Genomic DNA, 13,094 nt, shown 5'->3' on the forward strand with positions numbered 1-13,094 from the left:
CCGGTGCGTTCCGGCTGTGGCCGGTCCGGGGGAAACGGCATGTGCCAGGGGCGCCGCACCGCGAAACGTCGTCGGCACGCGGACGGCCCGCCCGTACGCGGACGACCCGCCGGACCGGGATGGTCGGGCGGGCCGTTCGGGTGGTGCGACCGGTGGTGGGGCCGCCGGCAGGGCGATGGGAGCGGACCGCTGCGAGCGTGGGAGCTGTTCGGGCCGAACCGTCTGCCCGGTCGGTGCGGCGGCGGCTGTCCGGTCAGCGGTGGTCCGGGTGGCCGGTGAGCACGGTGGTGAAGATCGGCTCGCCGTGCTGGTGGCCGGTCACGGTGGTGGTGAGGGCGTCCGGGCCCTCGCCGGGGGTGTGCCGGGCGGTGATCACGGTGGGTGCGTCGTGCTCGGCGTACCGGTGGAAGGTGGTGGCCGCGGCGGCCGGCGTGACGGTGACCGGGCTGCTCAGCGCGTTGGCCGCCTGCCGGGCCGCCTCCAGCAGCACCATGCCGGGGATGTGGTCGTTGGCGTGGTCGAAGAGGATCGGGTGCCAGAAGTCGGGGGTGAGGTGCCAGCTGCCGGGGGCGTCCGCCGGGGTCAGCACGACGTCGCCCGGGCGGAGCCGGCCGACCCGGGCCGGCGGGAGCGGTTCGGCGGTCAGGGCCGGCGCCGACGGATGCTCGGCGTTGTGGCGCCCCCGGCGCAGCCGCTGGTAGGTGGAGTCGGGGACGGTGGTGAAGCGGGCGTATCCGGTTGCGGCCGGCTGGGAGCCCCGTCGCACGACGGTTTCCAGCGTGAAGTCGATCGTGGTGCCGGACCGGCGCGGCTGGGCGAGGAGCCGGACCTCCAGGGTGAGGTCGGTCGGTGCCGCACCGATCAGCAGCTGGCGCGGCCGGGTGGTGTAGTCGAGGTTCCACATCATGAACTTGTGGTCGAGCGGTACGCCGAACCGGGTGTGGGCGAGGTAGAGCCCGGCTTGGCGGATCGTTTCAGCAGCCTGGATCGGGTCGTGCCGGGTGCCGTCCGGGGTGCTGAAGAAGGTGTGCGCCCGCGGCCACTGCGCGGTCACGGTGAAGGTGGTGTCGGTCAGCTGCTCGCTGCCGGTGAGGAAGACCTCGGCGTGGCAGGCCCGGTGGACGTACTCCTTGGCGACGGTGCTGGTCAGGCGAGGTGCCGGGGCTGATGCTGCTGCTGCGGCCGGGTGGGGGATCGTCCCGGAGTCCGTGCCGGTGGCGAGGGCGGGGGCAGGCGTGCGGAAGGCAAGCAGAGTCATGGGGAGCGCTCCGAAGGGCCGTGACGGGCGGGGTGGGCTGCTCAGGGCTCGTAAGATACGTACCTACCGGTTTGGTTTTCAAGGAGCCAGAACGAAGGTTCGTCGGCGGCCAAGCGTGGTCGAGTGGGCACGGTGGGTGGGTGCCGAGCGTGCTCCGGAGATCGGGTTGGCTTGGTAAAGCTTCTTGACCTGTGAGAACGTCGACGGCCTGACTTGGCAGGTTCATTGCTATGGCATGGTCGTCCGTTGGCCTGCCGGTGGGAAGTGGGAGCTGCTGCTCCGGTTGTGGCAGCCGACGGCGGGGCGTCGGTCATCTGTTCGTTCCATACCATCCACGCGGTTTTGGCCCGCTCGAAGGCGGTCCATGTGACCTGGGACGCAGGGCTCCCGGCCGGTCTTGGCGGGTAAGATACGGGGTGTTTGGTTTTGTTTGCCGAGCGTTTCGGGTGGGGTGGTTGCGGTGGTGCGGCAGGAGCGGGCGGTCCGGACGCGTCGGCTGATCCTGGAGGCGGCGGCGTCGGTCTTCGACGAGTACGGGTACGAGGGGGCGACGATCGGTGAGGTCGTGGCCCGTGCCGGGGTGACCCGTGGTGCGGTGTACTTCCACTTCGCCTCCAAGCGGGAGCTCGCCCAGGGGGTCGTGGAGGAGCAGTTCGGCAGGGACGAGATCCCTGAACGGCACTGCAAGCTCCAGGAGTTCGTGGACCTCGGGATGGTGGTCGCCCACCTCATGCCGCGCGACCCGGTGCTGAGCGCGGGTGCGCGGCTCTCCCTCGGCCAGGACGTGTTCGGCGACTTCAGCGGCGGCGCGGCGCCCGGCTGGATCCAGCGGGCCGAGATCGTGCTGGCAACGGCCGGTCGACGCGGTGAGCTGCTGCCCCAGGTGGTGCCCGCCGAGACGGCGTGGCTGGTCACCGGGGCCTGGACGGGGGTGCAGATCCAGTCGCAGAAGATGTCCGGCCGGGCGGACCTGGAGCGCCGGATCGCCTCGCTGTACCAGCACTTGATGCCGAGCATCGCGGTGCCCGGGGTGCTGGCCACGCTCGACCTCGCGGTGGACCGGGGTGCCCGGGTGGTCGCGGAGCTGGCAGCGGCCCGGGCGGTCGAAGCGGCCGAAGCTGCGGAGGCAGTGGAGTCGGCGGAGGCCGGCGCGAGCGAGGCGGCCGGAGCTGGGGCGGACGGGGCCGGCCCGGCCTGAGTCGGAGTGGGCCGGATGGGCCTCGGGGTGGCCGGGCGGCCCCTGGGCGGACCGGTTCGGGATCGGACGGGCGGTCCAGGGGCCGGCTCCGCAGGGGGTTGCATCGCCTAAAAACAAACAGCGCGTTCGGTTTTGTATTGACAAACCGTCTGACCTGTTTTTGGATGGTGCCGGGTGCTCGATCGACCGTCCAGCGGACCTGCGCGGACGGTGAGCAGCGGAGCGCCCGCCCGGCCGGCGGCCGTCGGGGCCGCCGATCCGTCTGGATTTGGGGTGGTCGTCGTGGAGATCCGGGTGCTGGGGGCCTTGGGGGTCCGACTGTGCGGGGTGTCGGTGGTGCCGTCGGCGCCGAAGCCGCGGCAGGTGCTCGCCCTGCTGGCGTTACGGGCCGACCAGGTCGTCCCGGCGAGTGTCCTCGCCGAGGAGCTGTGGTCCGGCCGCCCGCCCCGCAGCAGCCGTACCACCGTGCAGACCTATGTGCTCCAACTGCGCGACCTCATCGACCGGGCACTCACCCAGGGCGACGGCGGCCCGGGGGCCTCCTGCGCGAAGGACGTCCTGGTCACCTCGGCCGGCGGCTACATGCTGAACAGCGGCGGCGGACTGGTCGACCTCCAGGAGTTCGACCGCCTCGCCGGGCACGGCTACCGCGCCATGGACGGGGGTGACTTCCCGCTCGCCGCCCGACAGTTGGGCGACGCGCTCGCGCTGTGGCGCGGTCCGGCCTTCGCGGACGTTCCGGTCGGCGGCCAACTCGCGGTCGAGGCGAAGAGGTTGGAGGAGACTCGGCTCTGCGCGCTGGACCAGCGGATCGAGGCCGACCTGCGGCTCGGCCGACACCGGGTGCTGCTCGCCGAACTCACCGTCCTGGTCGACCGCTACCGCACCCACGAGAGCCTGCACGGCCAGTACATGATCGCGTTGCACCGCTCCGGCCGCCGGGGCGAGGCACTGGAGGCCTACCAGCGCCTGCGGAACACCCTGGTCCGGGAGTTGGGCATGGAGCCGTCCGCGGCACTGCGCCGACTGCAGCGTTCCATCCTGCTCGCCGGTCCCGAACGGTCGGACCAGGAGCAGCCCGGCGCGCTCGCCGACGGAGCCGGGGCCCGCCCCGCCCGCCTCACCCGGGTCGGCTGACCGGGGCGGCCGTCCACGGGTCCGGCAGACCCGGGACGGGCGCACGGCGTCAGACGGGCGCGCTGTCACGACGGCGGCGCGCCCGGGCCTGTCCGGCAGCAACCGGACCGGTGGCTAGTCGGCGAGCACGCCGGTGTTCTGGCAGGCGTGCAGCAGCCACCGTCCGTCGTCCTGCCTGGTCATGACGTACAGCGGTGCCCCCTCCGAGTCGCCCTCCGCCGAGTGGTAGACCTGGCGGACCTTGACGGCGGCCACGTCGGGGCGAAGGAACCGGATGTGTACCGGCTCGTAGGTGACACTGCCGTCCCAGGTCGCGGCGGGCAGCACGGCTCGGGTGAACTCGGCGATCGCGTCCAGGCCGATCAGGACCTTGCCGTGCGCGGTGGTCCAGAGTGCTTCGGGGTGGAACAGGGCGAGGAAGGCGTCAGGGTCCCTGGCGCGCTGGGAGCGCTCGACGGCGGCCACGACCCGTTCGATGGCCGAGATGTCCACGTGCTCGGTGTCTGCAGGCTCGGTCGCTGCGGCTTCGGTGTTCATGCGGATCACTCTGTGATCTCAAGTGCCCTTGAGGTCAAGCCCGTTGGGACGCCCCGGGCGCAGTGCCAGGTAGTCGGCGAGGCGGGCCGAGGCGGTGAGCATCGCCAGGCCCCGGGTGGTGAGGCGCTGCTGCCAGCCGTCGACGGCGGCGGCCAACTCGTCGGTGCCGCCCGCCGCACGGATCTGCCGCAGCACGGTGGCGATGCGGTCCAGCGGGTACCCGCCCCGGCGGAGCAGGTGGGCGAGTTCGGCGTCGCGGACGTCGGCCGGGAGGTAGCGGCGGTGGCCGGTGGCGCGGTCCCGGGCGGGGGCGAGGATGCCGGCGGCCTCCCAGGCCCGCAGGGTCGCGGGGGTGACGCCGAGCCGGTGCGCCACCTCGCCGACGGATCGGGGGCCGGGCGGCGCGGGAAGGCCGGGTCCGGTGGCGGCGCCGTCGTCGGTGAGGTGGCAGACGGCCTCGCGGACGGCGGTGAGGGTCTCCCGGTCGCGCAGCAACTGGGCGTGACCCCGGTCGAGTTCGGTGAGGGCTTCGTCGAGTCGCTCGGCATGGAGGGCGGTCATGACCGAGCCGGCGGTCGCGTGCCCGTACGCGGGGACGAGGGAGAGGTAGGCGCGTAGGGCGGACGCGTGCAGTTCGGTGTAGATCCGGTACCCGGTGGGCGTGCGTTCGGCGGGCGGGAGGCAGCCGTCGCGCTCGTAGTTGCGGATCGCCTGGGTCGAGATGCCGTGCTCGCGCGCGAGGTCGGCGGGGCGCATGGTCGTCTCCCGTTCCGGGCCGGTGAGCGTTCGAAGCCGATCGGCTGTTGAGGGCCGATTGAGGGTTTCGGCGGCGGCTGAGCGGCAGTGGAGGGAAAAGTCTCAACCGTTCTTTCAAGGATACGCTTGAGACCCATGAACCAGGACATGCATGACTTCGTCACCCCGGCGTGCGAGCTTCTGGGCCTCGGGGAGCCGACGCACCAAGAGCCGGCGTTCGGGTGGGTCCGCAATCAGCTGTTCGCCCGGTTGGTCGACCGGGGCTTCCGGTCGATCGCCCTGGAGACCGACCGGGTGGCCGCGTTCGCCGTGGACGCCTATGTCCGGGAGGGTGTCGGCACCCTCGATTCGGCGATGGGGGAGGGCTTCACCCACGGTTTCGGGGAACACGAGCCCAACCGTCGACTCGTCGCCTGGATGCGGGAGTTCAACCGGGAACGGCCGCCCGGCGCGCGGCTGGCCTTCCACGGCTTCGACGTCCCGAGCGAGACCACCAGCGCCCCCAGCCCGCGCCGCTACCTCGAACACGCCCGCGACTACCTGGGTCTCGACCTCGACCTCGCCCGTGCGGCCGGCGAGGACGAGAGCTGGAGCCGCACGGAGGCGGTGATGGATCCGGCGCAGTCGCCGGGCGGCACCGCCGAAGCCGCGCGGCTGCGCTGCCTCGCCGACGACCTCTTGCTCCAACTCCACATGCACGCACCGGAGCTGGTCGCCGCGACCTCGTCCGCCGAGTGGTTCGCGGTCCGCACCCGGCTGACCGCCGGGATCGGACTGCTGCGCTACCACGCGCAGTCGGCGGTCCGCGGCCTCACCCCGAGCGCCCGGATCAGCGCCCTGTCCGGCGTGCGGGACGCACTGATGGCGCAGAACCTGCTCGACATCCGCGCGATCGAGGACCGGCGCGGACCGACCCTGGTCTTCTCCCACAACCTGCACCTGCAGTGGAACCCGAGCGCCTGGGCGCTGGGCGAGCTGGACTGCCGGTGGACCGGCGCGGGCCGCATCGTGGGCACCCTGCTGGGCGAGCGGTACGCCTTCGTCGCCGGGAGCCTGGGGCGCAGCGAGGCGATCGGGCTGGCCGAGCCGGCGCCGGGGACGTACGAGGCCCACCTGCAGGGACGCGGTGCGGTCTGGGAACTGAGGGACACGGCACTGCCGGCCGGCGCCCGTACGCGCACCGACACCGTCCCGCGGCAGGGCTACTTCCCGCTCGGCCGGGAGGTGCTCGACGGCGCGGTCGCGCTGCTGCACGTCGCCGACGGCGCGGCGGTGCCGGCCGGAGACTGAGCGGCCGGAGAGTGAGCGGCCGCCGGCCCCGGGTAGGCCTGCCGCAGGTGGGCCACCAGGGCGGCGGCCGGCGGCGAGGCGGGCTGCCCGGTCGGCCAGGCCAGCGCGATCCGGACCCGGGGGACGGGGTTGGCGAGTGGGCGCACCCGCAGACCGGGCACCGGGCCCGGGTCCGGCAGGACGGCCACGCCCAGGCCGTGTACGGCGAGTTCGGCCAACTGTGGTGGCGCGGCCGCCTCGACGCCGACCGTCGGATCGACACCGGCCTCGGCCAGCGCGCACTCCAGCGCGGTGCGCAGACCGGTGCCGCGCGGGGTGCTCACCAGGGCGTGCCCGGCGAGCGCCGCGACCGGGAGCGCGTTCCGGCCGGGATCGGGGAAGGCGCCGGGATCGGGGAAGGCGCCGGGGCCGGGGAAGGTACCGGACCGGACCCGGCGCCGTCTGCAAGCGGATGCTGCTCCGCACAGGCCGCGACCAGCGGGACCTCCAGCACGGTGTGCAGCGCGAGCCCGGTCAGGGCCGACCAGCCGTTGTCGCCCTCCCGCCCGCTCGCGGGGGTGGGCAGAGCGATGACGGCGAGGTCCAGCCGCCCGTCGCGCAGGGCGCCGAGCATCTGTGCGGTGGTGTCCTCGGTGAGCGAGAAGTCGATGCCGGGGTGCTCCTGGCGGAAGGCGGCCAGCGTGGTGGCGAGCCCGGGAAAGGTCCCCAGTTCGGACGGCGGGGTCAGGGCCGCGCCGGCGACCATGCCCAGCCGCACGTGCCCGCGCCGCAGCCCGCCGAACTCCTCGGCCGTGCGGCGGGCCGCGGCCGCGGAGGCGAGCGCCGCCCGGGCGTGCGGCAGCACCGCCTCGCCGGCCGGGGTGAGCCGTACGGTGCGGCCCGAGCGGTCGAGCAGCCGGTGGCCCAGCTCCCGCTCCAGCTGCCGGATCTGGGAGCTCACCCCAGGCTGGGTCAGGTGCAGCAGCTGGGCGGCCCGGGTGAAGCTGCCGTGCTGGGCGACGGTGACGAAGTACTGGAGCTGCCGCAGTTCCATAACTCCTGATCATAGGTGCCAGAAATTCCCGGCCTTGGACGGGTGTACGGTTCCGGTCGCAGGCTGGACGCATGGAAACCGTGCCGCAGAACCAGGACACCGGGCAGATCCACTGGATCCGTGAGCAGATCGCGGCCGAGCGCCGTGAACTCGCCGAGGTGTTCGCCGCCCTCACCTCGGAGCAGTGGAACTCGCCTTCGCTGTGCGGGGGTTGGCGGGTCCGTGAGGTGGCCGCGCACATGAGCACCGGCTTCCGGCATTCGACGGCGCGCACGGTCCTCGAACTCGCCCGCTCCGGCGGCAACGTCCACCGCATGGCCGACCGGATCGCCCGCCGCGACGCCGCCGCGATGACCGAGCGCGAACTCGCCGCCGCCATGGCCGACCACGCCGACCACCCCTGGCGCCCGCCCGTCGGCGGCCGCATCGCGGCCCTCGCCCACGACGCCGTCCACGGTCTGGACATCACCGTGGCGCTCGGTCTGCCCGCCCGGTTGCCGGTGGCGCGCACGACGGCCCTGCTGGCCGGAGTCACACCCCGCACGCTGCGGTTCTTCGGGGCCCGGATCGACGGAGTCCGCCTGGAGGCGACGGACGCCGACTGGTGCTACGGGCACGGGCCGCTCGCCGTGGCGGGGCGGGCGGAGCACCTGCTGCTGCTCGCGTACGGGCGCCGGGTGCCGGAGGGCCTGCTGGCGGGGCCCGGCGCGGGACGGTTCACGGCGGACGGTGCGTAGCGGCGGACGGGCGCGCGGTGCGCTACCGGCGGTCGGTGTTCAGCCACTGGGTGAGGGTGGCGTGCAACAGCTCGGCCTGGGCGCGGTCCAGGATCACCGTCGCTTGGGAGCCCGCGCCGTTCGCGGCGCCGTCCGCGCCCTCCGGGCCGTCCTCGGCGGGCCGGCCGAGGCCCAGCCGGAGGTACTCCACCGGGAGGGGCCAACCGCCCTCGGGCTCGGGAGCGTCGCCGAACCGGGCGTCGGGGTGGCAGTGGTTGGGGATCACGCCGAGTTCCAGCCAGCCCCCGCGGCGGTCGTCGTCGGCGGGGCTGACGTGCGAGCCCTGGTAGATCCTCGGGGCGGGCGCGTCGCTGTCGTCGTCGCCGCCGAAGTACAGCCAGGTGGCGAAGATGGACATCCGGTTCTCCTCGGGGCTCGAACGGGTGCGGCCGAAGCCTAGCGAGCGGCCGGGCGGCCGTCGTGCGGGTTTCGGAGGCCCGTGACTACGATCGGAAGAAGTTCTTCCGGATGGTGGTGAGACGGAAGCCAGGTCGCCGATGGCCCCGAGGTCCGTGCAGTGGCCGCCGTACGTGCGGGTCGCGCCGTGGTTGCTGACCGCCGGCGGGCTGGTGTGGAACGCGCTGGATCCCACCGACTACTGGGGCGATCCGCTGCTGGCGGCGGCCGCCGTGCTGGCGGGGGCGCTGCTGGCGTTGCGGGACACCGTCGCGGTGGGGGTGGCCAATGTGCTCGGCATCCTGGTGCTGTCCACCCAGGACGGGTCGATCGGGACCCGGGCCGGCCACCTGGAGCTGGCGAACACGGTGTTCGCGGCGCTGCTCGGGATCTGGGTGAACCGCGTGATCGCCCGGCACGGACGGCGGCTGGCGCGGGTGCGGTCGGTGGCCGAGGCGGCGCAGCGCGCGGTGCTGCCGGAGCCGCCCGCGCGGGTGGGGCGGCTGTCGGTCGCGGCCTGCTACCGGGCCGCCCAGGACGAGGCGCTGATCGGCGGGGACGCGTACGCGTTGCAGGCCACCCCGTACGGCGTGCGCGGGCTGATCGCGGACGTGCGGGGCAAGGGGCTGCACGCGGTGGGGGTGGTCTCGGTGCTGCTGGGTGCCTTCCGGGAGGACTCCCACCGCCTGCCGGACCTGGCCGCACTCGCGGACGCGCTGGAGGGTTCGCTGCTGCGGGAGAGCGAGCGGATGAGCGAGGAGCTGCGGCTGGAGGGGTTCGTCACCGCGCTGCTGGTGGAGTTCCCGCCGGGCGAGGAGAGCGTGCGCACGCTCGACTGCGGGCACCCCGGCCCGTACCTGCTCGGCCCGTACCCGTGGGGCGGGGCCGGGCCCCGGGTGCGCCGGCTGGACGCGGCGGACCCGGGGCTGCCGCTGGGGATGGGCGGGCTGGGCGTGGCGCGCCCGGCGCCGGAGAGCCGGCCGTTCCCGGCCGGGAGCACCCTGCTGCTGGTGACCGACGGGGTCACCGAGGCCAGGGACACGGCGGGGGAGTTCTACGACCCGGTGCTCGGCCTGGCCCGGCTGGGGCCGTTCTCCGGGCCGGGGGAGGTGCTGGACGCGCTGGTGGCGGACGTCGGGCGGTGGACCGGCGGGCCCAGGGATGACGACATGGCGGTGCTGGCGATCACGCACCGGGCCGAGGCGGCGGCGGAGGCGGACTGACGGCTGAGGGGCGACGCCTGCCGGGGTCCGGGGCCGGTCGCGGACGCGGATCACCGGAGGGTCTGATGCGGTGGCGGCGGACCGGGCCGGTCAGGGGGCGGCTCGTATCCGCCCGGGACCCCCTTCTACGGCTCGCTCCGGTCACGCCGATATCACGATGAGGTGACGGTCGGGCTGCACTCCATGGAATCCGGTCAAGTTGAGCGCCACCGTCCGGTGGCTGGAAAGGCGGAGTCCGGATACCGGACAGCGAAATGGACCGGCGGACCCGGACGCGATCAGGGTGCCCGTCGGGCCGTGCCGCCTTGGCCGACGGGCGTTGCGGACGGTGCGGCAGCGCCGGAAGCGGCCGTAAGGGGCGCGCAAGGGCCGGCCGGGGGAGTGGCGGGATTCCGCCGACCTGCGGTCCGTCCGGAAACGAACCTGGTGCTTGCCCTGTGTCGAAGAGGTGACCGAGAGTCGCACCGATGAACGAGAAGCCTCGCCCCCGCCAGGCCCGTCTGCTCGGCCACCGCGATTTCCGGCTCCTGCTGACCGGAGCCGCGGCGGCCCAGACGGGCAGTCAGGTCACCCTGGTCGCCCTGCCGCTGGTGGCGGTGATGGTGCTGGACGCCACGCCGTTCCAGGTCGGCCTGCTGACCGCCGCCGAGACCGCCGCCTTCCTGCTCGTCGGTCTTCCGGCGGGCGCCTGGCTGGACCGGATGCGCAAGCTGCCGGTGCTGATCCGGGCCGATGTGGTGCGCTGCCTGGCCGTGGGGTCGATCCCGCCGGCCGCCGCGTTCGGGGTGCTGACCATGCCGCAGCTGTACCTGGTGGCGCTGGTCACCGGGGTGGCGACGGTGTTCTTCGACGTCGCCCACCAGTCCTTCCTGCCCGCCGTCCTGCCGCGCGAGCAGCTGATCGGCGGGAACGGCGCACTGGAGACGGTCCGCTCCTCGGCGCAGATCGCCGGGCCGGGCCTCGGCGGCGGGCTGGTCCAGCTGCTCGGGGCGCCGCTCGCCATCGTGGCCGACGCCTGCGGCTACCTCGCGTCCGCGCTGTTGCTCGTCCGGATCAAGGCCGAGGAACCGCGGCCGGAGCCCGAACCGGGGCGCTCGCTGCGCGCCGAGGTCGGGGAGGGCGTGCGGTTCGTCCTCGGCCACCCGCTGCTGCGGGCGATCGCGACCGCCACCGCCACGTCCAACCTGTTCTCCGCCGTGCTGACCGCCGTGCAGACGGTGTTCTGGGTGCGGGTGCTCGACCTGTCGCCGGGAGCCATCGGCGTGCTGCTGTCGGTCTCCGCCGTCGGCGGACTGGCCGGCGCGCTGTGTGCGGGGCGGCTCGCCCGGTGGATCGGGCAGGCCCGGCTGATCTGGCTGTCCACGGTGGTGACGGCGCCGTTCGCGCTGCTGTGGCCGCTGTCCGGCCGCGGCGCTGGCGTGGTGCTGTTCGGCCTGGCCTCCGGGGTGGTGCTGTTCGGCGCGGTGGCGTACAACGTCGCCCAGGTGAGCTTCCGGCAGAGCGTCTGCCCGCCGGAGCTGCTCGGCAGGATGAACGCGACCATGCGCTTCCTGGTGTGGGGCACCCTGCCGATCGGCGCCCTGGTCGGCGGCGTGGTCGCCGACGCGGCCGGGCCGCGCACCGCGCTCTGGCTCTGCGCCGCCGGCTTCCTGCTGGTGCCGCTGCCGCTGCTGCTCTCGCCGCTGCGGCGGATGCGCGAGCTGCCGGGCCCCGACCGTACGGCCGGGCAGGTCGCGGGCGAGGACGCCGCCGGCGAGGAGAGTGCCGTGAGCCCCACCGCGTCCTGACCGGGCCGCCCGCCCAAACCGCCCGCACCACCCGGACCCGAGCCCCGTACCACCCGGACCTGAGAGCCCCGTACCACCCGGACCGAGCAAGACCCTGGCCGATCCCCCGACCGATCCCCGATTCGAGCCGCAACCGGAAACCGGAGACCGTTCCCGTGCACGCCAGCATCACCGCCGCCTACCTCGCCCGGTACCGTTCCGCCGCCGCCGAATCCCCGGTGGAGCTGCACCCGCTGACCGGCGCCCAGCGACGGTTCCTGATCACCCGCCGGCTCGCGCCGCAGAGCCGCACCGACGTCGTCCCGCTGTTCTTCGCCTACCCGCGCGGCACCCTCGACCCGGAACGGCTGGCCCGCGCCGCGGCCGCGGTGGCCGCCCACCACCCGGCGCTGTGCGGCGGCTTCGCGACGGTGCGCGGCACGCCCGTGCTGCGCACCGGCGGTCCCTCGGCCGAGGCCGCCCGGATCGCCGTCGCCCCCGGCGGCACCGCGCGCGCGGCGCTGCGCGAGGCCCTGCTGGACTGGCCCGCCGACGGACCCGCGCTGCGCCTGCTGGTGGCCGCGGACCCGGACGGGGACGAGGAACTCCTCGCCCTCGCACTGGACCACGCCGCCTGCGACGAGCAGTCGCTCGGCGTGCTCACCGCCGAGCTCAGCGCGGCGTACGAGCAGGACGAGGCGCCGGCGGACGGGCCCTCACCCCAGGCGCTGGCCGACTACCGGCAGGCCGTCGAACTGCAGCTCGCCGCCGAGGACGCCGCCGGCGGCCCCGCCGCGCAGGCCCACTGGGGCCGCCGGCTGGGCGGCCTGACCGGGGCGGGCGGCGGCGCGGCCACGTCCACCGGCATGCTCACCGAGCGGCTGCCCGCCGCCGGGGGCGCCGCCCGCGGCGCCGTCTTCCCGGCCCTGCTGGACGCGGCCGGCTCGGCCCTGCACCGGCTGCACCGGACGTCGGAGTCCCCCGGGCCGGAGGCCGGGGGAGGGCCGCTCGCGCTCGGCTACCCGTGGGGCGGCCGGCCGGCGGGTGCTCCCGCTGCGCTCGGCTGCTTCCTCAACACCCTGGTGCACCCGGCCACTTCGGACCCGGCCGCGGACCTGGACGCCCTCGCGGACGCCTGGTGGGACGACCTGGACCAGGCCGCCACCCCCTTCGACGAGGTGGTCCGTGCCGCCCGCACGGCCGGCGCCGCATGGTCGGGCGCCCTGGACGCCCTGCTCACCCTGGAGGACCTGCACCGCCGCCCGCCGCTGGTGCTCGGCGGCACCTCCGGCCGGGAGACCCACCTGGACGGGCGTCCGCTCGCCGCGCCGCTGGCCGTCTCCGCCTCGCACGGCGACGACCTGCTGATCCGGCTGGCCTGGGACCGTGACCGCTTCCCCGAAGCCGACGCCCGGGCCGCTTTCGGCGAACTGCTCGCCGTGCTGCGGCACCACCTGCACGCCCGGCCGAGCCTGGCCCCGCAGGCCTGACCACATCGTCGGCAACAGGCGCCGACCGCCGGTTCATCCCCCTCGACCACCCCCTGACCACCCGCTCGCTCCCGTACACCCGTGCCCGCACGCCAGACCCGCGGGCCCCGAACTCCCACGCCGGATCCATCACGACGGATCCACCACGCCCGTCCGCGCGCGTCCGACACGCCGCCGGACGGTACCCCGGGCTCAGGGCCGCACCTCACCCCGGTGCGGCCCGGCCCACCGGCC

Annotated in this window: 13 protein-coding genes; 7 read left to right on the forward strand and 6 right to left on the reverse strand. The window is 74.5% G+C overall.

Going from position 1 to position 13,094, the window contains the following annotated elements:
- Positions 1 to 253 precede the first annotated feature (253 nt).
- The gene (locus ACIRRH_RS21120; RefSeq protein ID WP_403069441.1) at positions 254 to 1,258 is read right to left on the reverse strand and encodes a ScbA/BarX family gamma-butyrolactone biosynthesis protein; all 1,005 of its coding nucleotides are present in this window, start codon (positions 1,256 to 1,258) and stop codon (positions 254 to 256) included.
- 460 nt (positions 1,259 to 1,718) lie between these two features.
- Between ACIRRH_RS21120 and ACIRRH_RS21125 the strand changes: the two genes are divergently transcribed.
- Together ACIRRH_RS21125 and ACIRRH_RS21130 are read left to right on the forward strand one after the other, a co-directional pair.
- Positions 1,719 to 2,456, forward strand: coding sequence for a ScbR family autoregulator-binding transcription factor (locus ACIRRH_RS21125; protein WP_403069444.1), 738 nt, complete (start codon positions 1,719 to 1,721; stop codon positions 2,454 to 2,456).
- A gap of 282 nt (positions 2,457 to 2,738) precedes the next feature.
- Entirely contained in the window at positions 2,739 to 3,593 is an 855-nt protein-coding gene (locus ACIRRH_RS21130) for a BTAD domain-containing putative transcriptional regulator (RefSeq protein WP_403069876.1), read from the forward strand.
- A 114-nt stretch (positions 3,594 to 3,707) separates the two neighbouring features.
- Here ACIRRH_RS21130 and ACIRRH_RS21135 read toward each other — a convergent pair whose 3' ends face one another.
- The gene (locus tag ACIRRH_RS21135) at positions 3,708 to 4,130 is read right to left on the reverse strand and encodes an SgcJ/EcaC family oxidoreductase (RefSeq protein ID WP_403069447.1); all 423 of its coding nucleotides are present in this window, start codon (positions 4,128 to 4,130) and stop codon (positions 3,708 to 3,710) included.
- Positions 4,131 to 4,148: 18 nt separating this feature from the next.
- A complete protein-coding gene (locus ACIRRH_RS21140) occupies positions 4,149 to 4,886 on the reverse strand; it encodes a TioE family transcriptional regulator (protein ID WP_403069450.1) in 738 nt (245 codons plus the stop codon).
- A gap of 135 nt (positions 4,887 to 5,021) precedes the next feature.
- Between ACIRRH_RS21140 and ACIRRH_RS21145 the strand changes: the two genes are divergently transcribed.
- Positions 5,022 to 6,176 carry an erythromycin esterase family protein gene (locus ACIRRH_RS21145; protein WP_403069453.1) on the forward strand — a complete coding sequence of 385 codons (1,155 nt, stop codon included), beginning with the start codon at positions 5,022 to 5,024 and terminating at the stop codon, positions 6,174 to 6,176.
- Here ACIRRH_RS21145 and ACIRRH_RS21150 read toward each other — a convergent pair.
- The gene (locus ACIRRH_RS21150) at positions 6,089 to 6,499 is read right to left on the reverse strand and encodes a LysR family transcriptional regulator substrate-binding protein (RefSeq protein WP_403069456.1); all 411 of its coding nucleotides are present in this window, start codon (positions 6,497 to 6,499) and stop codon (positions 6,089 to 6,091) included. The two genes, ACIRRH_RS21145 and ACIRRH_RS21150, sit on opposite strands and share 88 nt — an antisense overlap.
- Positions 6,496 to 7,209, reverse strand: coding sequence for a LysR family transcriptional regulator (locus ACIRRH_RS21155; protein WP_403069459.1), 714 nt, complete (start codon positions 7,207 to 7,209; stop codon positions 6,496 to 6,498). The genes ACIRRH_RS21150 and ACIRRH_RS21155 overlap by 4 nt, the downstream gene beginning before the upstream one ends.
- 71 nt (positions 7,210 to 7,280) lie before the next feature.
- Here ACIRRH_RS21155 and ACIRRH_RS21160 point away from each other — a divergent pair, with 71 nt between their 5' ends.
- The gene (locus ACIRRH_RS21160; RefSeq protein ID WP_403069462.1) at positions 7,281 to 7,946 is read left to right on the forward strand and encodes a maleylpyruvate isomerase family mycothiol-dependent enzyme; all 666 of its coding nucleotides are present in this window, start codon (positions 7,281 to 7,283) and stop codon (positions 7,944 to 7,946) included.
- Positions 7,947 to 7,968: 22 nt separating this feature from the next.
- Here the strand turns inward: ACIRRH_RS21160 and ACIRRH_RS21165 are convergent, their stop codons facing one another.
- The gene (locus tag ACIRRH_RS21165) at positions 7,969 to 8,343 is read right to left on the reverse strand and encodes a hypothetical protein (protein WP_403069464.1); all 375 of its coding nucleotides are present in this window, start codon (positions 8,341 to 8,343) and stop codon (positions 7,969 to 7,971) included.
- A gap of 139 nt (positions 8,344 to 8,482) precedes the next feature.
- Here ACIRRH_RS21165 and ACIRRH_RS21170 point away from each other — a divergent pair, with 139 nt between their 5' ends.
- The 3 genes from ACIRRH_RS21170 (at position 8,483) to ACIRRH_RS21180 (ending at position 12,860) form a co-directional block, all read left to right on the forward strand.
- A complete protein-coding gene (locus ACIRRH_RS21170; protein ID WP_403069467.1) occupies positions 8,483 to 9,604 on the forward strand; it encodes a PP2C family protein-serine/threonine phosphatase in 1,122 nt (373 codons plus the stop codon).
- Between the two features lie 467 nt (positions 9,605 to 10,071).
- Positions 10,072 to 11,391 carry an MFS transporter gene (locus ACIRRH_RS21175; RefSeq protein ID WP_403069470.1) on the forward strand — a complete coding sequence of 440 codons (1,320 nt, stop codon included), beginning with the start codon at positions 10,072 to 10,074 and terminating at the stop codon, positions 11,389 to 11,391.
- Positions 11,392 to 11,546: 155 nt separating this feature from the next.
- Positions 11,547 to 12,860 (forward strand): non-ribosomal peptide synthetase, encoded by a 1,314-nt coding sequence (locus tag ACIRRH_RS21180; RefSeq protein WP_403069472.1) that lies wholly within the window; start codon positions 11,547 to 11,549, stop codon positions 12,858 to 12,860.
- Positions 12,861 to 13,094: the final 234 nt, after the last annotated feature.

Origin of the sequence: Kitasatospora sp. NPDC101235, assembly GCF_044767505.1 — a bacterium.
In the GTDB taxonomy this organism is placed as follows: Bacteria; Actinomycetota; Actinomycetes; order Streptomycetales; family Streptomycetaceae; genus Kitasatospora.